Origin of the sequence: Pseudomonas mosselii (genome assembly GCF_003205295.1) — a bacterium.
GTDB lineage: Bacteria > Pseudomonadota > Gammaproteobacteria > Pseudomonadales > Pseudomonadaceae > Aquipseudomonas > Aquipseudomonas mosselii_B.
In genome coordinates this window covers 54327-71039 of sequence record NZ_QJRP01000001.1, presented here as the reverse complement: position 1 = coordinate 71039, position 16713 = coordinate 54327, and the positions used below count along the sequence as shown (strand labels likewise).

General features: G+C 63.8%; 23 protein-coding genes. 8 read left to right on the top strand and 15 right to left on the bottom strand.

What is annotated here, in order from left to right; genetic code table 11:
• Nucleotides 1–14 precede the first annotated feature (14 nt).
• From sctE to DMX06_RS00295, 9 genes are all read right to left on the bottom strand, one after another.
• On the bottom strand, nucleotides 15–1175 hold the full coding sequence (gene sctE, locus DMX06_RS00335; protein WP_181427756.1) for a type III secretion system translocon subunit SctE: 1161 nt from the start codon (nucleotides 1173–1175) through the stop codon (nucleotides 15–17).
• Nucleotides 1165–1671: a SycD/LcrH family type III secretion system chaperone gene (locus DMX06_RS00330; RefSeq protein ID WP_110734036.1), complete on the bottom strand. Its 507-nt coding sequence runs from the start codon at nucleotides 1669–1671 to the stop codon at nucleotides 1165–1167. Before DMX06_RS00330 ends, sctE begins: the two co-directional genes overlap by 11 nt.
• 8 nt (nucleotides 1672–1679) lie before the next feature.
• Entirely contained in the window at nucleotides 1680–2528 is an 849-nt protein-coding gene (locus DMX06_RS00325) for a virulence-associated V antigen (RefSeq protein ID WP_181427755.1), read from the bottom strand.
• 257 nt (nucleotides 2529–2785) lie between these two features.
• Nucleotides 2786–4885 carry a type III secretion system export apparatus subunit SctV gene (gene sctV / locus DMX06_RS00320; protein ID WP_110733427.1) on the bottom strand — a complete coding sequence of 700 codons (2100 nt, stop codon included), beginning with the start codon at nucleotides 4883–4885 and terminating at the stop codon, nucleotides 2786–2788.
• Entirely contained in the window at nucleotides 4882–5211 is a 330-nt protein-coding gene (locus DMX06_RS00315; RefSeq protein WP_110733424.1) for a type III secretion apparatus assembly chaperone SctY, read from the bottom strand. The genes sctV and DMX06_RS00315 overlap by 4 nt, the downstream gene beginning before the upstream one ends.
• A gap of 4 nt (nucleotides 5212–5215) precedes the next feature.
• A complete protein-coding gene (locus DMX06_RS00310) occupies nucleotides 5216–5581 on the bottom strand; it encodes a type III secretion apparatus assembly protein SctX (protein WP_110733421.1) in 366 nt (121 codons plus the stop codon).
• The gene (locus DMX06_RS00305) at nucleotides 5578–5949 is read right to left on the bottom strand and encodes a type III secretion chaperone SycN (RefSeq protein ID WP_110733419.1); all 372 of its coding nucleotides are present in this window, start codon (nucleotides 5947–5949) and stop codon (nucleotides 5578–5580) included. The genes DMX06_RS00310 and DMX06_RS00305 overlap by 4 nt, the downstream gene beginning before the upstream one ends.
• 2 nt (nucleotides 5950–5951) lie before the next feature.
• Entirely contained in the window at nucleotides 5952–6236 is a 285-nt protein-coding gene (locus DMX06_RS00300; RefSeq protein ID WP_110733417.1) for a TyeA family type III secretion system gatekeeper subunit, read from the bottom strand.
• Nucleotides 6217–7059, bottom strand: a complete 843-nt coding sequence (locus tag DMX06_RS00295) for an HrpJ domain-containing protein (RefSeq protein ID WP_181427754.1) — start codon at nucleotides 7057–7059, stop codon at nucleotides 6217–6219. Before DMX06_RS00295 ends, DMX06_RS00300 begins: the two co-directional genes overlap by 20 nt.
• A 204-nt stretch (nucleotides 7060–7263) precedes the next feature.
• Here DMX06_RS00295 and sctN point away from each other — a divergent pair, with 204 nt between their 5' ends.
• The 8 genes from sctN to sctU all read left to right on the top strand — a co-directional run bounded on the left by sctN (nucleotide 7264) and on the right by sctU (nucleotide 13555).
• Nucleotides 7264–8592 carry a type III secretion system ATPase SctN gene (gene sctN / locus DMX06_RS00290; RefSeq protein WP_110733412.1) on the top strand — a complete coding sequence of 443 codons (1329 nt, stop codon included), beginning with the start codon at nucleotides 7264–7266 and terminating at the stop codon, nucleotides 8590–8592.
• Nucleotides 8583–9053, top strand: a complete 471-nt coding sequence (sctO, locus tag DMX06_RS00285; protein ID WP_181427753.1) for a type III secretion system stalk subunit SctO — start codon at nucleotides 8583–8585, stop codon at nucleotides 9051–9053. Before sctN ends, sctO begins: the two co-directional genes overlap by 10 nt.
• Nucleotides 9054–9133: 80 nt before the next feature.
• On the top strand, nucleotides 9134–9889 hold the full coding sequence (locus DMX06_RS00280) for a type III secretion system needle length determinant (RefSeq protein WP_181427752.1): 756 nt from the start codon (nucleotides 9134–9136) through the stop codon (nucleotides 9887–9889).
• On the top strand, nucleotides 9886–10809 hold the full coding sequence (gene sctQ, locus DMX06_RS00275) for a type III secretion system cytoplasmic ring protein SctQ (RefSeq protein ID WP_110733404.1): 924 nt from the start codon (nucleotides 9886–9888) through the stop codon (nucleotides 10807–10809). The genes DMX06_RS00280 and sctQ overlap by 4 nt, the downstream gene beginning before the upstream one ends.
• A complete protein-coding gene (gene sctR / locus DMX06_RS00270; RefSeq protein WP_110733402.1) occupies nucleotides 10806–11459 on the top strand; it encodes a type III secretion system export apparatus subunit SctR in 654 nt (217 codons plus the stop codon). The genes sctQ and sctR overlap by 4 nt, the downstream gene beginning before the upstream one ends.
• A gap of 1 nt (nucleotide 11460) precedes the next feature.
• Complete coding sequence (gene sctS, locus DMX06_RS00265) at nucleotides 11461–11727, top strand: type III secretion system export apparatus subunit SctS (RefSeq protein WP_110733399.1); 267 nt, start codon at nucleotides 11461–11463, stop codon at nucleotides 11725–11727.
• Entirely contained in the window at nucleotides 11724–12512 is a 789-nt protein-coding gene (sctT, locus tag DMX06_RS00260) for a type III secretion system export apparatus subunit SctT (RefSeq protein WP_110733397.1), read from the top strand. The genes sctS and sctT overlap by 4 nt, the downstream gene beginning before the upstream one ends.
• Complete coding sequence (gene sctU, locus DMX06_RS00255) at nucleotides 12509–13555, top strand: type III secretion system export apparatus subunit SctU (protein WP_110733395.1); 1047 nt, start codon at nucleotides 12509–12511, stop codon at nucleotides 13553–13555. The genes sctT and sctU overlap by 4 nt, the downstream gene beginning before the upstream one ends.
• A gap of 286 nt (nucleotides 13556–13841) precedes the next feature.
• Here the strand turns inward: sctU and DMX06_RS00250 are convergent, their stop codons facing one another.
• From DMX06_RS00250 to DMX06_RS00225, 6 genes are read right to left on the bottom strand one after another with little or no spacing between them, the layout of a single operon-like run.
• Nucleotides 13842–14477 carry an HrpE/YscL family type III secretion apparatus protein gene (locus tag DMX06_RS00250; protein ID WP_110733393.1) on the bottom strand — a complete coding sequence of 212 codons (636 nt, stop codon included), beginning with the start codon at nucleotides 14475–14477 and terminating at the stop codon, nucleotides 13842–13844.
• On the bottom strand, nucleotides 14456–15070 hold the full coding sequence (locus DMX06_RS00245; RefSeq protein ID WP_110734034.1) for a SctK family type III secretion system sorting platform protein: 615 nt from the start codon (nucleotides 15068–15070) through the stop codon (nucleotides 14456–14458). The genes DMX06_RS00250 and DMX06_RS00245 overlap by 22 nt, the downstream gene beginning before the upstream one ends.
• Nucleotides 15067–15780, bottom strand: coding sequence for a type III secretion system inner membrane ring lipoprotein SctJ (gene sctJ / locus DMX06_RS00240; RefSeq protein WP_110733391.1), 714 nt, complete (start codon nucleotides 15778–15780; stop codon nucleotides 15067–15069). Before sctJ ends, DMX06_RS00245 begins: the two co-directional genes overlap by 4 nt.
• A 28-nt stretch (nucleotides 15781–15808) precedes the next feature.
• Nucleotides 15809–16147: a type III secretion system inner rod subunit SctI gene (gene sctI / locus DMX06_RS00235; protein ID WP_110733388.1), complete on the bottom strand. Its 339-nt coding sequence runs from the start codon at nucleotides 16145–16147 to the stop codon at nucleotides 15809–15811.
• Nucleotides 16144–16365: a hypothetical protein gene (locus DMX06_RS00230; RefSeq protein WP_110733386.1), complete on the bottom strand. Its 222-nt coding sequence runs from the start codon at nucleotides 16363–16365 to the stop codon at nucleotides 16144–16146. The genes sctI and DMX06_RS00230 overlap by 4 nt, the downstream gene beginning before the upstream one ends.
• Nucleotides 16362–16712: a YscG family type III secretion system chaperone gene (locus DMX06_RS00225; protein WP_110733384.1), complete on the bottom strand. Its 351-nt coding sequence runs from the start codon at nucleotides 16710–16712 to the stop codon at nucleotides 16362–16364. Before DMX06_RS00225 ends, DMX06_RS00230 begins: the two co-directional genes overlap by 4 nt.
• Nucleotide 16713: the final 1 nt, after the last annotated feature.

The following is a 16713-nucleotide window of genomic DNA, read 5'->3' as shown; positions in this document are numbered from 1 at the left end:
GATTGACTCCTTGATCAAGCGATGACGTTTCGGCAGGCGATATCAGCGCAGGCTTTGCTGCGGTTGTTCAATAGCTCCAGCATTTGCTCGAAGCGTTGCTGCTTCTTGGCAAGCAACTGTTCAAGCTCCCTGGCCAACTGTTCGAGATAGCTGTGTCCCTGGTCCAGCAGCAGGCGCATTTCCGCCAGCTGGGCCTCGCTGCGCAGCGCCAGCCCCTGCATGACCGAACTGGCCGCCTGCCCGGCGCTGGAGAGCGTGGTGGTCGCCATGCTGGCGCCGGCAAGGGTCATCTGCAGGTTGGCCCGGGTGCCCGCGCTGGCAGTCGAGGTGACACTGGTGGAGGCGACGCCCTGGATCTTCTGGCCCACCGACAGGACCGTCTGCGCGACCTTGCCACTCACCTTGCCGGCCACCCTGGCGGCGACCACCGTGAGGCTGCCACCGCAGGTCAGCACCACCGAGGCCAGCGCCAGGGCGACTTCCAGCGCCATCAGCACCGGCCCGAGGTACTTCATCACCTCCTTGGAGATATGCCCGTCTTCGGCCGCCTGGTTCAGCGACATGGACACCACGCCCATGACGCCCCCGGCGATCATCAAGGCGCCCGCGACAGCGCCCAGGCCGGTGGCGACCATGACGGTTCCCACCACGATGGACACGATGGCCGCCGCCCAGCCAAAGACCTTGGCGAACACGCTCGCGGTGCCGGCGTCCTGGTGTCGCTGGGCCACCTCCTCCATCTTCTGCGCGTTTAGCGTCATCTGCTGGCGGTTCTGCTCGGTGAGCTGACGTACCTGCTGCAGGTTCAGCTCGGTCTGGCGAGCACCTAACCGGCTCATCAGTTCGGTGAGGCGGATATCCAGTTCGGCGTCGGAGATGTCCCCGGCGAGTTGGCCGAGTATCAACGCACCGACATCAGGCATCACAACCAGCCCCGGTTGCATGAGGCGTTCAGGGTCGATCAGCTTGTCGATTACCTGGTCCTGTTGCTGCCCCGTCGCCAGTAGCGCTGGCGGATCCAGCCGGACACTCAGGTCCTGCCTGGCCGTTGCGACCCTTGCCGGTGTTGCGCAGTCGCCTGGCAGCTGGATCGCCGTGCCCGGAAGTGACGTATCAGATTCGATGTCAGTGGGCATCAGGAGCGGCTGCTCCATGGACAGAAGTTCAGCTCGCATGACCCGCCCCCTCCTTCTGCTGCAAGGCCTCAAGCAGCACCTGTGCCTGATCTGCCAGGCCGGCATGCTCGCTGTCCATCGCCAGGACCTGCGCCTGCTCGTAGCCGCTTCGCGCCGACTTCAGGTCGCCCAGGTGCTGGTGGCATTGCGCGGCATGGAAGCTGAAACGGGGATCCTGGGGCGCAAGCATCGCGCCATAGGCATAGGCCGGCAACGCGTCCTGATAGCGCTCAAGGGCTTGGTAGGCACCTGCCACGCCCAGAAATGCCCGGGGATCGTAATGGTCAAGTGCCGCGAGCCCCTTGAACATTGTCAAGGCATCCTCCAGCCGTCCCGCCTGGTAGAAGTTGAACGCCTGGGCGTAAAGCGTTTCCAGTTGCGCCGCGCATACCCCGCGCAGCATGGCGAAGGTGCCACCATCGCCAAAGAAGCGCTCGATCGCATCGACGTTGTTGGCATCGGCATCGTCGCCGGCCATCTGTTGTACTGTCGTCATCACCTACCTCAGTTCTGCAGAATCTTGGACAGCATCGAGAACCAGGTCTCGACGAACTTCATCATCACCTCGGTGGAGGTGGTGTAGCGCGACCCCACGTCGTTGAGCAGGGTGGTCTGTTCGGTCACCTTGTCGTTGATGATGCGGGTGCGATCACTCAGGGCCTGGGAGAAATTGGCCAGCGGGTTGTTGTCCTTGTCCCAGGCGTACTGCGCTTTGAGGTCGGTCATCGGTCCACTGACCTTTTGCAGGCGGCGTTCGCTCTCACCCGATGTAGGGGCAGGCTGCACGCCCTCGAGGAAATGCCGCACCGTGACGACCGCAGAGCCATTGAAGGCGGGCGTGAACGTATCCAGGCTCGAGAGCAGTCGGCGCTCGGAGCTCTTCTCCCAACTGTCCGCATCAAGATCGTAGAGCTTGCGGTCGAAGAGGTTGAAACCACCGTCTTCCAGCTTGAAGGTGCCTTTGTCGGCCATCACCACGTTGACCTTCGACTGGATCACGCTGAAGATCTTCAGCTCCGCCGTGAGACACTTGAGCTGCTCGCTGAGCTCGGTGCGCTCGGCCTTCTGCTTGCGCATGCGCAGGCCCATCGCTGCCATCACCAACTCGTCCATGCGCAGGCGCTCGCCCAGGTTGTGCAGCTGCAAAGGTGCACCCGGTAACCAGCTGGCATAAGCCTCGAGCAATTGGTATAGCGCCTCGACATGCTGCTCGGGCAACGGTTGCCCCAGCAGGCCCTCGAAATAGGGCCGGCTCTGTGCCAGACGCACCTGCCCCTCGGGACCCAGCAACGTCTCGATGGCCTGTGACCGGGCCTCTGGGCTAAGTGGCTGGCCTTGACCGTCCACAGCCACGATCCCGTGCTCATCCTGGATCACCTCCAGCCGCTTGATATCCCTCCAGGTGTCCGGCGGTGCGACACGGTCTACGTACGGCAATGGGACAGGGCGACTACTTGCTTCAATAGAACTGCTCATCATCTGCATCCGGTTGGCCAGGTACCCTCTTGGGGTACATGCAGATGAAGTCTATTGAAGGGCAAGCGGTCGCTCCGTCAGATCCGGCCGCGAATTTGTAGTTTGTGGGTACGCTTTCCGACGCCTGGCCGGCGTCAACCGATGCGCCCCAATGGCTGGATATTGATCTGCGTGGTGAGTTCCTGGAACGACAGCACCGGCAGGTCGAAATAGATGCCCTCGACCAGCTTGCGCACATACCGGCGGATGTCCATCGACACCACCAGCACGGGCCTGGCCTGGGCATCATGCAGGTCGCCCACCACGGCTTTCACCTGGGCGAGAAAGGTATCGCTCTGCGCAGGGTCCAGGGACAGGTAGCTGCCTGCGCTGGTCTGGCGGATACCGTTGCGGATCATCTCCTCGACCGCCGGATCCAGCAGATAGGCCGGCAGCAGGTTATGGCCGCTGGCATACTTGTAGCAGATATAGCGCTTGAGGCTGCTGCGCACGTATTCGGCCAGCTGCACCACATCCTTTTCCTTCTGCCCCCACTCCACCAGGGCCTCGAGGATCGAGCGCATGTTGCGGATCGAGATGCCCTCGCCCACCAGCCGCTGGAACACCTCGGTGATGCGCTGCAATGGCAGGATGCGCTGCACCTCCTTGACCAGTTCCCCGTAGCCCTGCTCCATCTGCTCCAGCAGGTAGCGGGTCTCCTGGATGCCAATGAAGTCCCCGGCGTACTCGCAAAGCACCTGGGACAGGTGCCAGGCAAGCACCTGGTCGATCGCCAGGAAGGCGCATCCGGCGCGTTCCAGGCGCTCGCGCTGGGCCTGCTCCACCCATAGTGCCGCACGCCCTGGCTGCAGGGCTTCACCTTCCTCATAGGACACGCCGACAAGCGCCAGCTGGCTGGGTTTTTCATGGACCAGCAGCCGCTCCGGCATCAGCCGGCCACGCGCCACCGGCACTTCCTGCAACAAGATGCGGTACTCGCCGGGACCGAGCGCGCTGGTGAAACGCAGGCGGATGCCGGGAAACGGCACACCATGGTCCAGGTACAGCGCCTGGCGTACCTGTGCCAACTCGTCGTTCAGCGAGGCGGCCTCCAGGGCGGCTTGCAGGCCGCTGTCCACGTCGATGAGCAAGGGCACCGTCAGGGCGAAGGCTTGCGCATCAACGGCCGACTTCACCTTGCCGGACGGCTTGAGCGTGGGTGCACCAGCGCCATTGGCCAGCAACGCCGGCAGGCCACCACTCTGCTGCCTGCCATCCTCCTCGATGCGCCGTTGGCGGATCGCCCACCAGCCTGCGCCCCCGACCAGCAGCGCCAGGGTAAGGAAAGTGACCGTCGGGAAACCAGGAACAAGCCCGAACAACACCAACAATGCGCCGCCGATCATCAGGGCCTTGGGTTGCGCCATCACCTGGTTGCCGATATTCGCCCCGAGGTCGCGGGAAGCTTCGCCGTCGCGGGTGACGATGATGCCCGCAGTGATGGCGATCAGCAGCGCCGGCACCTGGCTGACCATGCCATCGCCCACGGTGAGTACCGCGTAGAGCTGCAAGGCGTCTGCCGTCGACATGCCCTTCTGCATCACACCGATGGCCAGGCCCGCCAGCAGGTTGACGACGATGATCACCAGCCCGGCAATGGCATCGCCCTTGACGAATTTCATCGCCCCATCCATGGCCCCGTACATCTGGCTGGCCTTTTCCACCTCGCCCCGGCGGTCGCGGGCCTCGTTGACGTCGATGACCCCGGCGCGCAGGTCGCCATCGATGCTCATCTGCTTGCCTGGCATGGCGTCGAGGGAAAACCGCGCGCTGACTTCCGCCACCCGCTCGGCGCCCTTGGTGATGACCAGGAACTGCACGATGGTGATGATCAGGAACAGGATGCAGCCCACCACCAGGTTGCCGCCCACCACGAAGTCGCCGAAGGTCTGCACGATCTGCCCGGCGTCTGCTTCCAGCAGGATCATCCGCGTGGTGCTGATCGACAGCGCCAGGCGAAACAGCGTGGTGACCAGCAGCACCGAGGGGAACACCGAGAAGTGCAACGGCGAAACGACATACACCGACATCATCAACAGCACCACCGCGATCGCCATGTTCATGGCGATCAGCAGGTCAAGCAGCAGGGTCGGCAACGGCAGGATCATCATGAACACCACCGCCAGCAGCATCACGGCCAGCATCAGGTCCTTGCGCGCACCGACATGGCCGAGCATGCGGGTCAAGGCATTCATGGACGGGCCTTGCGCTGCAGGTACTCGCCGAAGGTGGCCTGCGCCACCTCCAGCCGGCCCGCCATCTGCTGCGCCTGGCTCAGGCACAGCCACAGGGGCGCACGCTGTTCGCCAGCGTCACGCAGTGCCAGGCACTGCTGTTCGGCTCGCGCCCAGTCGCCCAGTTCCAGCGCCGCCACCACCGACGCTCGCCGCCCGGCGAGGTGATCGGGGTCAGCCCGCAACAGCACCTTCAGCAACGTTTGCGCACCCTCGGGGCGGCCACATCGCAGGTGCAGCCAGGCCAACAGCTGCAGGGCATCACGCTGTTCAATCGTCAATTGCATCTATTCATACCTTGAGCAGAAGGTTCGCGTAGCACGTCAGCGTGCGCCGATCGGCCAGCAATGCTTGCAGCAGTACCGCCGCCTGGCGGTCCTCGCAGACCTGGGTGTTCAGGAGTTGCTCCACCAGGGAGCCCAGCGTCGTGGCGAAGCGCTGCGGGTCATACAGGGCTCGCAGCACGTGTTCGGGAGTGGCGTACGACAGGCGCAGGCGTGCCATCTGCTGCTGCGGGTAGAGGTCACGCAGATGAGCCTGCACGGGCTGTCCCGGCATCGGCAACGGTTCGCCCGCCGAGCGAGCAAGCGCTGTGTCGGCTGTCAATGATGACAGCCACAGGTCATGGAACTGCCCGGCTCGCTCGATCACGTTCATGCCGCGAGCACTTCGGCGCGCACCCGCGACAGCAGCCGGAAAGCTTCATGCAGGACCTGCTCGGTCACCCGGCGCTCATCGAGACTGGCCAGCAACACCAGACGTTCGTCAGGCAGCAGGCCACACCGCAATTGCAGGCCAGGCGTCTGCTGGTCATGGACATGCCTGAGCGCACTCGACATGGCGTGCTCGAACAATGCGCCCTGCACGGTAAAGCTCAGCCAAAGCGTCAACTGCCCTCCCTGCCGCTCGAACTGCAGGACACCGATATCCATGAGATCCAGGCGTAGCAACGTTTCCGGCGTATGCGTCAGAACCACGCCCTGATCGCGACAGAACCGGACGATGGCCTCGGTACAATCGTCCATGCTCATTCCTCCCGCACGCCACGCAGCGACGCTTCCTCATCGTCGATGAGCTGGTCCATGGTCAACTGACAGACCGCCAACAGGTGTTCGCGCTGGGCCTCTTCGCTGAACACCTGCACGGGCAGCAGGCGAAAGATCCGCTGCAGTTCACGCAGACAATGCACACGTTGAGCACCCGGTACGAGCGGCAACGCGGCAAGCAGGCGCAGGATGTCCTGCTCGGTGACCCAGCGCTTGTCGATCAGCGCCAACAGGTCGCTGACCAGGTCAGAAGGCCCGTACGCCACTGGGCTCTCCGGCAAGCTGGCGGAACAGCGCAGCGGTATCGCTTTCCAGTTTCTTGAGGGCCTGCACCAGCTTCATGTCGCTGATGACCTGCTGCAGTTGGTTGCTGTCCAGATGCGAGGACGGCCCACTGATATGGCTGGCCAGGCCGTTGAGCATGAACTGGGCAACCTCGCTGATAGCTGCATCGCCGAAGCGCGACCGCAAGTCGTCCCAGGCATGCCTGAGCCCGCGATAACCGCACAGGAAGTCGCAATAGACCTCGCGCAGCGTGGCCACCTCTGCGACACCTTGTTCCTGGGTCACCTGGGCCAACGGACCGATCTCGATACCCAACTCGATCGCCTGGCCCTGCGCCTGCGCCATGCCCGCCATGGCCTGGTCCAGCTTGCCGAGCAAACCGCTGTCATCTGCTGTCCTGGCCAACACATCGCGGGCATATGCCAGGGCCAGGTAACGATGGCAGGCTTGGCTGGAGAAGCCATCCAGCCGTGCCTCCAGCTCCCCCCGCGTCAGATCGGGATGCTGACGCAGCCAGGATGCCAGCTCATCCAGGGCACGGCGCTGGATGTCCGGCACCTTGGCCAGCATCTCCTCGGCCGCCTGGCCCGCCTGTACCCCATGCTGGCGGGCATCGGTAATTCGGTTGCGGGCACTGAGCCGGGCATTGGCCAACGACGAGAATGCCATCGACACCTCCTCCGCCATCTCGGCCTGCTGCCCCATCGGGGTCACCTGCCGCGCCTGGAGGGTAGCCTGTGCTTCCCAGTCGCCCCCCATGGCCACCATCGGGTCAACCGGGGCAAAGCCGATGCCTTCGCTCATCACCACCTCACATCGAAATACATGAATGGGCGGCATGCTAGAGGCAAGCCAACAGCCGTACTGTCAGCGTCGGGCGCTTCTTTTTAGCCTACCGGCGCCCAACACCCAGCGACCGGAATCTAAAAACATACGACCCACAGTGAAATCCGTTCCCGGACAGGCTTCCTAGAATGGTCCCTTCACTCACGCACCAGCATCGTTCCCATGCCGCCATCGCTGCTCCAGATTCCCCAGGCCCTGAAGTCTGCCGTGAACGACGCCACCCTGATCCAGGCCAACGGCAAGGTCACCCAGGTCTCCGGCACCCTGATCCGTGCACTGGCACCCGGAGTACAGGTCGGCGAACTGTGCCGACTGCGCAAGCCCAATCATGAGCAGGTACTGCTGGCAGAGGTCATCGGCCTGCAGCAGGACCAGGCTCTGCTCGCCCCGCTGGGCGACATGCAAGGCCTCTGCACGCGCACCGAGGTCTGCCCCACCGGGAGCATGCATCGCGTGGGCGTAGGGGATCACTTGCTGGGAACGGTGCTCGACGGCCTCGGCAATCCGCTCGACGGCAGCATGCCGGCCACACCACAAGCCTGGTACCCGGTGCATCGGGATGCGCCGGCGCCCTTGAGCCGCAAGCTGGTCGATACACCCTTTAGCCTGGGCATCCGTTGCATCGATGGCCTGCTCACCTGCGCCGAAGGACAACGCGTCGGCATCTTCGCGCCCGCCGGTGGTGGCAAGAGCACGCTGCTGGCCTCGCTGTTGCGCAACGCGAAGGCGGACGTGATCGTTCTCGCCCTGATCGGCGAGCGCGGCCGCGAGGTGCGCGAGTTCATTCAACATGAGCTTGGCGAACACGGCCTGCGCCGAGCGGTGCTGGTGGTCGCAACCTCCGACCGCCCCGCAATGGAGCGGGCCCGGGCGGCCTTCGTCGCCACCACCGTGGCCGAGTACTTCCGCGACCAGGGCCGCAAGGTCCTGATGCTGACGGACTCGCTGACCCGCTTTGCCCGGGCCCAGCGGGAGATCGGTCTGGCCGCGGGCGAGCCGCCGACCCGACGCGGCTTTCCGCCTTCGGTGTTCGCCCTGCTGCCACGCCTGCTCGAACGCGCCGGACACTCGGCCAAGGGCTCGATCACCGCGATCTACACCGTGCTGGTGGAAGGCGACGACCTGAACGAGCCGATCGCCGAGGAAACCCGCTCTATCCTTGATGGCCACATCGTGCTGTCACAAGCGTTGGGGGCAGCCAACCACTACCCAGCCATCGACGTGCTGCGCTCGGTCAGCCGGGTCATGCACCAGGTAGTCAGCCCTGCCCACAGGGCCGCTGCCTGCCAGTTGCGCGAATGGATGGCCCGCTACGAGGAAGTCGAGTTGCTGCTGCGAGTCGGCGAATACACCCGAGGCCAGGATCTGGCCGCTGACCTGGCCATCGACAAGCGTGACGCCATCCGCAATTGGCTGTGCCAGGCCCCGCGCGAACACAGTTCGCTGCAACAGAGCCTCGAACAACTGCTGGAGATCGCCCGGTGCCCCTGACTGCCCTGATATCCATCAAGCGACGCCGACTGCAGCGGGCCGAACGCGAAGCGTGCAATCAACAAGCTCACCTGCAGGCGGTACAGGCAGACAAGGAGCAGTCGGTCGAAGCGCATCTGGCGTATCGACGCTGGTCCGTCGAACAAGAGCAGCGCCTGTTCGACACGCAGGTGGGCCGCCTGACCAACCTCCATGCCCTGGAGCATTGGCGTCGACAGGTCGGCCTGCTCGGTGAACGAGAAGCGAGCCTGCGTGAACGAGTCGTGGCATGCGAAAACGCGCTGGCACGCCAGCATACGGCGTGCCAGCAGGCGCAAGCAAAACTGACTCAGGCCAGACAACAGTTGGACAACTTGAACCAGCTGCACGAGCAGGCCTCCCGGCAAGCCGCTCAGCAGGCAGAGCACAGCCAGGAACTCGAAGTGGAAGAGCGCCATGGCCAGGGAGGCCCGCAATGCTGAACACCCGGCCAGTCCCTGCGCTGCCGGAAGTTCCATCGCCTGACACGCCTGGCCTTGTGTCTCGCAATGAACAACGACTGATGTTCGAACAGCTGCTGGAGAATCCGCAGCTCGAGCGCGGCGCCCCCCAGAATGCTGGACATCGACCCGTTCAAGACGCAGCCAACCCAGGACGCCCTGTCGCCCAGGCGGTCCTGAACATGGCTGCTCCAACCTGCCAATTCCCGGCCGCCTGCGCACCGCAACTGCCTGCGCGGATCGAGAACGCCATTGAACGCCCCCTTCCGGCGTCCGTGTCACCATTACCGGATGAAGCAGAGCCAACCCCATCAGCCGGGGCAAGTCGTACCGAGGCAAGTCCGCAAACCGCCCACGACAGCACCGGCAACGAACTGTCTCGCCTGATACCCAGCGATACCGATCCAATACCTGCGCCCTCCCCTACATCGGGTGAGCGCCCCCTGATTGACAGGATATTGCCGTCAACGGTCGTTGGACCCACACAGGATCTGCAGACTCTTGTGGAGCGCCTGCAATTGCAACTGTACGGCAGCAGGACTGGTACGCGCGAACAGACCTTGCTGCAAATGCAGCTGCCGCAGTTGGGTCATGTGGAAGTGCGCATGAATCATGTAAGCGCTGGCCTGCAGGTTGAGATCCAGGCCGCGCCGACGAGTCTGCGGCAATTGCAGATGGCCAGCATGGACCTGCTTGACCGCTTGCAGCGGCTCGATCCCGCGCAGCCGGTCGGCCTCGGCTTTGGCGCAAATGGCGACAACCAGCAAGGCTCGCGCAACAGGCGTCATGTAGAGGATGAGGGGTGGCCTGAACCATGAATGCACCGAGCTTTCCTGCCGCCCATGCCTGGGAACTGCGCTTGCAGCAGTTACTGAGCCATCGCCAACGTTACTATGCCGACGGTGAAGGCCAAGCGTCGCTGAGCATCACCGTTCCAGGCGATGAGCCGGATCTGGCCATGCTGATCGATTGGCGCGGTGTGCCGGCGCGCCTGCTGTGCCGCCGGCAGCGCCTGGCGCAATGGCTGACCCCGCATTTGCAGGAGGCCGACTTTGCCAGCCTGCCCGCCGCGCTGCAGCTGGCGGTGCTGCAACGGGATACCCCTCGCATACCCGGTCTGCAATGCCTGGGCATCGAGCCGGCAGGGGCCATCGACCGCGCACCTGGCCTGCAGGTAACGCTGAAAAACGCACAAAGCCTGCTGCCCTGCTGGGTACAAGGCGACAGCGAGCGCCTGCTGGAAGCCTTGCCATGGCGCCCACTGCGTGAACGCCTGAACATACTGCTGAACCTCTCGCTGCAGTGGCGTCCCCTCGAAATGACGTTGCACGACCTGTGTGACCTCGGCACCGGCGATATCCTGCTGCTGCCCGCCGGTACGCCAGTTTCCCCAAGGCTGCTGGGCATGCTCGATGGCCACCCCTGGGCCGAACTGCAACTCGACGACACACATCTGGAGCTAGTCCGCATGCACGCAACACCACCTGTGACCGACACCGCCCTGGAAGCTCTGGAGCAACTACCCATCCCGGTCAGTTTCGAAGTCGGCCGCCAGACCCTCGACCTGCACACGCTGTCGACCCTGCACCCTGGAGCGCTGATCGAGCTGCACAGCCCGCTGGATGCCCAGGTGCGCATCCTCGCCAACCAGCGTTGTATCGGCACCGGTCTGCTGGTGCAGATCGACGGCCGCCTTGGGGTGCGAGTCAACCGCCTGCTGGAGCAGCAATCGACATGATCCAGCTGCCGGACGAATTGAGCCTGATCCTCGGCCTGGCGCTGCTGTCCCTGGCGCCCTTCATCGCGGTCATGGCCACCTCGTTCCTGAAGATGGCCGTGGTCTTCTCGTTGCTGCGCAATGCGCTGGGGGTTCAACAGATCCCGCCGAACATGGCCCTGTATGGCCTGGCGATCATCCTCAGTATCTATGTCATGGCCCCGGTGGGCATGGCCACCTACGACTACCTGAACGCCCATGAGACCACCCTCGGCGATGCCCGCTCGGTCGAACGTTTTCTCGACGAGGGCATGGCGCCGTTTCGCGCCTTCCTCGACCGTCAGGTCAACGAGCGTGAACGCGCCTTCTTCCTCGACAGCGCCCGTCAGCTATGGCCCAGCAAGTACGCCGAGCGGGTCGATGGCAACAGCTTGCTGGTGCTGTTGCCGGCATTCACCATCAGCGAGCTGAGCCGGGCCTTCGAGATCGGCTTTCTGATCTACCTGCCCTTCATCGCCATCGACCTGATCATCTCCAACATCCTCCTGGCCATGGGCATGATGATGGTCTCGCCCGTAACCATTTCACTGCCCTTCAAGCTGCTGCTGTTCGTCCTGCTCGACGGCTGGGGACGACTCTCCCATGGCCTGGTGCTGAGCTACGGAGGCTGACATGGGCAGTACCGAAGTCCTGCACTTTGCCAGCCAGTCGCTGTGGCTGGTGCTGGTCCTTTCACTGCCGACGGTATTGATAGCCGCGCTGGTCGGCACCCTGGTCTCCCTGGTACAGGCGTTGACCCAGGTGCAAGAGCAGACCCTGGGCTTCGTCGCCAAGCTGGTGGCGGTGATCGTCACCCTGTTCGTCACCGCAGACTGGATGGGCAGCGAGCTGTACCGTTACACCGACCTGGTGCTCAATCGGATTCCTTCGGTGCGATGACGGTCCAGACGCTTGAACAGGTGCTGCTGAGTTTCAGCCTGATCCTGCCCCGGCTGTTCGGCTGTTTCCTCCTCCTGCCGATTCTTGGCAAGCAAGTGCTGGGTGGCGCCCTGGTGCGCAACGGCGTGGCCTGTTCACTGGCGCTGTTCATCTACCCCTGCGTGGCCGACACCCTGCCCGCCGATCTGGACGGGTTGCAGCTGGGCCTGCTGATCGGCAAGGAAGTGCTGCTCGGCCTGCTGCTGGGCTTCGTGGTGGTCATTCCATTCTGGGCCCTGGAGGCCTGCGGTTTTCTCATCGACAACCAGCGCGGGGCCACCTTGGCTTCAACCCTCAACCCGCTGCTGGGCAGCCAGACCAGCCCCACCGGTGCCCTGATGGTCCAGACGCTCGTCACCCTGTTCTTCACCGGTGGTGCCTTCCTGGGGCTGTTGGGCGCACTGCTGGGCAGCTACGCCAGCTGGCCGGTGGCAAGCTTCTACCCGCACATCGACAGCCAGTGGAACGCGTTCTTCCTGGCCCAGTTCGATTACCTGCTGGCCCTGTGCGTGCTGTTCGCCGCGCCGTTGCTGATCGCCATGTTCCTCGCCGAATTCGGCCTGGCCCTGATCAGCCGCTTCGCGCCGACGCTGAACGTGTTCATCCTGTCCATGCCGATCAAGAGCCTGGTCTGCAGTGCGCTGCTGGTACCGTACCTGTTCCTGCTGATGACCCAGGCCGAGGACCAGGTGTTCATCGCACTGGCCAAGGTACGCCTGCTCGGCCCTTTGCTGGAACAGCCATGAGCACCGAAAAGACCGAACAACCCACACGGGCGAAATTGCGCGATGCGCGCCGCAACGGCCAGGTGGCCAGGAGCAAGGAGCTGGTCTCCACTGTACTCATCCTGAGCCTGGTCGCGTTGCCCATGGGATTTCCCGACTACTTTCTCGGGCATCTGCGTGGGCTGATGATGCTTCCCGCCCCCCTGCTCCACCTGCCCTTTCGCCAGGCACTGGAACTGATGTTGGAACAGCTGCTGCATGAGTTGCTATGGCTCACCCTGCCGTTCCTGCTGACCGCGGCGCTGGCCGCTATTGTCGGCAATCTGCTGCAGACCGGTTTCGTATTCAGCGGCCAATCGCTGGCACCCGACCTGAAGAAGGTCAGCCCGCTGGAGGGCGTGACGCGGGTCTTCTCGATCAGGAACCTGCTCGATTTTTTCAAGTCGTCGCTCAAGGTGCTGCTGCTCGGCGCCCTGGTGCTTGGCCTGCTCAGCGAGCACCTGGGCACGCTGCTGCGGGTGTCGTCATGTGGCATCGAATGCATCCTGCCGTTGCTGGGCAGCCTGATGGGCCAGCTGATCGGGGTCTGCGCCGTGGGTTTCCTGGCGATCTCGGCGGCCGACTACGGCCTGGAGCGCTGGCAGCATCACAAGCAGCTGCGCATGAGCAAGGAAGAGGTCAAGCGTGAACACAAGGAGATGGAAGGCGCCCCTGAGCTCAAGCGCGAGCGTCGCAAGCGTCACCGCGAGATGCAGAAAGGCACGTTGCGCGCGGACGTCAGGCGCTCGTCGGTCATCATCGCCAATCCGACCCATATCGCCGTGGGCTTGCGCTACAACCCCGGGGAAACACCATTGCCGCTGGTTACCCTCAAATACACCGACGAGCAGGCCCTGCTGGTTCGGCGGCTTGCCGAAGAGGAAGGGATACCGGTACTCGAGCGCATTCCCCTGGCCCGAGCGCTGTTCGCGGGTAGCCGGGTGGAGCAGTACATTCCCGGCGAACTGATCCAGCCGGTCGCCGAGGTGATCCGCTGGCTGCGGGCGCAGGAGGAGATTGCATAGGGCTACCCAAGATTGCCCGGCCCGACGACAGGGAACAGCATCGTAATCATTAGCAGGGGAGCATCGACGCACCACCGCTCCCACGAATCCCTTTTGCGTCACGACTGGGACCGCTAGACCAGAATCCCTCGCTGAGGCAATGGCCGACGCACAGGCACGGCATCTTCACCGTCCCGCGCCGGATTCCTTGCAGGCTGGCGAAGCTGTGTCCAGAACACCTGGAGCAACGCATCCCGCTCGTGATCATCACGGATAGCCCGCTCGGCTGCGGCCAACACGGCTTCGTTCATGGCGTTCCAGCCTCATCGTCAATGTGCCGTTGCGTCAGCGCCCGCTGCAACGCAGCCAACTGTCCCTCGATGCTGGCATCGATCACGCAACCTTCGGTTTCCAGGCGGCAGCCACCTAGCGCAAGCCGGGCATCGGCGCTTATTTCTACAGGCCCCACCTCGGGAAACTGCATCAGGACCGCATCCAGACGCTGACGAACCTCGACCAACTGATCCGGACGAACGTGCAGCACCAGCGCCTCCCGTGGCCTGACCTGAGCCAGCGCCTGGCGGGTCGCGGCCAATGTCAGCACGATGTCGGGATACTCCCCCAGCACCTTGCTTACCGCCTGCAGCACCACCTCGCTGATCTGCCGGTCGGCCCGGCGATAGAGTTCGGCGCAGCGCAATCGCGTCCCGTGCAGCAACGCCGCCCGTTCCACAGCGGTCATTTCCAAGCCGATCTCCCGCCCGAGCCGCTGATACTCTTCGAGCACCGCATCGGCCCGGGAGTCGATGTCTCGGGCACGCTGCCTGGCATTTTCGGTCAATGCGCTGGTGTCGAGGTACTGCTGGTAATCCGCGCTGCGCAGTACGGTCCGGCTTGGATCGATCATCGGGCGGGCATCGATCAGTTCAACAAATGGCAACATGCCGGGCTCCTGTCTCGGGCCACTTTCATGCAAAGAATGCGGGCCAGGCCGCGTTGTTCATCATTCATCGGCCAAGTTGGCACGCCAGTCATGACTGGCAGGCGCAGAGCCAGGCGCCGAGCGAACCCCGGATCGACCGCTCCGCAGGCCTGTAGCCAGAACGCCAAGCCACAACCAAGCAGGTACGCGTCCAGATCACCGTCTGGCAGCGCCTGTTGCCAGTCGGCAGGCCAAGGGCCAATGACCAGGCGCCACTGTTCCAGGCAATAGCGAAGGCCCTGCGGATCCAGCGCCAGCCGCAATCGCGAATGGCCTGGGCGATCGAAGACCTGCTTGATGGCCTGGCCGTGCAGCAGACCACCCAAGCTGGCCAACACCTGCTCCAACGCAGGCTGGGCAAAAAGGGCCAGCCTACCGAGTCGCCCTGGCATGTCGAACGGTTCGGACAGCTCCAGCACCGAGATCAGCCAACCGTTGACCGCGCCACTCTGCCGCCAATGGGGCAAGGCCTGAGTTACCTGACCCAGGGCCTCAGGAAAATGGGTCAAGTGCAGGTAGTATGCCGGGCAGAAGCGAAGCTGGAACTCAGTCATGCTCTCTGCCGCCACCACAGGTACTGCGCCAGGTTGCTAAGCACCAGCACTCCCAGCAATCCGCCCAGCAGTGTCACCAGGCGCCAGCGCGACCCCTCCAGTACCTGTATCGACAACAGCGTCACATGACGCAGGCCTGCCAGCGGCTGGCTGGCCTGTGTCGACGGCACCAGCACCACGCTGATGCGCTCGTAGTCCAGGCCTTCGATACTGTTGCTCAACAGCTGCTTCATCTGTCCGGTATACAGGTCCAGCGCCGCATCCGCCGCGTGCTTGATGAAGATCGACGCCGACGCCGTGCCGACCTGCCTGCGCAGGCCGTCATGGGCTTCCGGCAACACCACATGCACCCGCGCCACCAACACCCCGTCGATCTCGGAAAGTGTCCGCGACAGTTCCTGCGACTTCACATAGGTCAACCGCGCCTGCTCCTCCAACGGTGAAGAGATCAGGCTATCCCGGGGAAACACGTCATTGACCGTGGAAAACATCTCGCGTGGGTAGCCTTGGCGCTTGAGTGCCGCCACCGCGTGACCGATGTCGGTTTCGTCGATCAGGATCTTCACCTTGCCGTCCTTGTCCTGGGCCTTCACCGCCTCGATGCCCTCGGCGTCCAGCACCGCGAGCATTTCGTTGGCTTCGCGCTGGCCGAGACCAAGGTAGAGCTCGACCTTGCACCCACCCAGTGCCAGCACCGCCAGAAGCAGCATGCACTGCCATGATCTCTTCACAGGGCACCTACTGGGCTTTCATCAGGGTTTCGATGTTCTGCGTGGTACGCCCCACGCCCTTGGCAATCAACTCCACCTGCAGGTTGGTACGGATCAGCGCCCAATGGGCATCCATCAATGCCACGGGATCACCTGTGCCGGAGACCAGGTTGGCGTGCGCGCCCTGCCTGGCCTCGGCATGCTGCTGGCTGAGCTGACCGACCTGGTGCAACAGTCCGTCCTCAGCGCTGCCGGCAGAACCGGCAAGCGCCTGCTCGAACTCGGCCACCTGCCCGGCGTCGACAACCGGTGCCGACAGGGACTGCAGATCGGTGACCACTGGCGCTACCTCGGTAATGCCACTCATGAGCCGCCCTCCACCGTGAAGGAATCATTCAGCAGGTCCATCGCCATGGCGAGCACTTGCAGGTTCATTTGCTGTGTCAGTTCCGCACACGCCTGCTCGCTTGCCTGGTCTCCAGCAAGGTTTGCCTGGAATTCAGTCGCGTGTTTGTCGTTGTGCGCCAGCATCGGGGCCTGTGTTTGCTGCACGCCGGAAAACAGCGTCGATCCCAGCGGGTTCATGCCACCACCTGGGCGCGCATGCCCTCGGCGAATCGCACCAGATCGGGATCCTCGCTCAGTGCCATGCGTTCGAGCCGTCGCTCCAGCGCGGCCATGTAGCCCAGCTGGCGCTCGCACAGCGCCAGCCAGGGCCCGAGGGATGGCCAGGGCGCCTCGTTGCCCTCTACGAGGGCCTCCTCGCAGCGCCCCTGCCCCATCAAACTGGCGATGCGAATCGCACTGGCGGCCTCTCTGGTCGCTGGCTCCCGGGCAAGCCATTGCGCAATAGACATGGCCTCTTCATGGTGACGGTGCTCGACACCCAGCAGGCCCAGGCGAGCCATCAGATTGTTCACGGAATGGTTCATG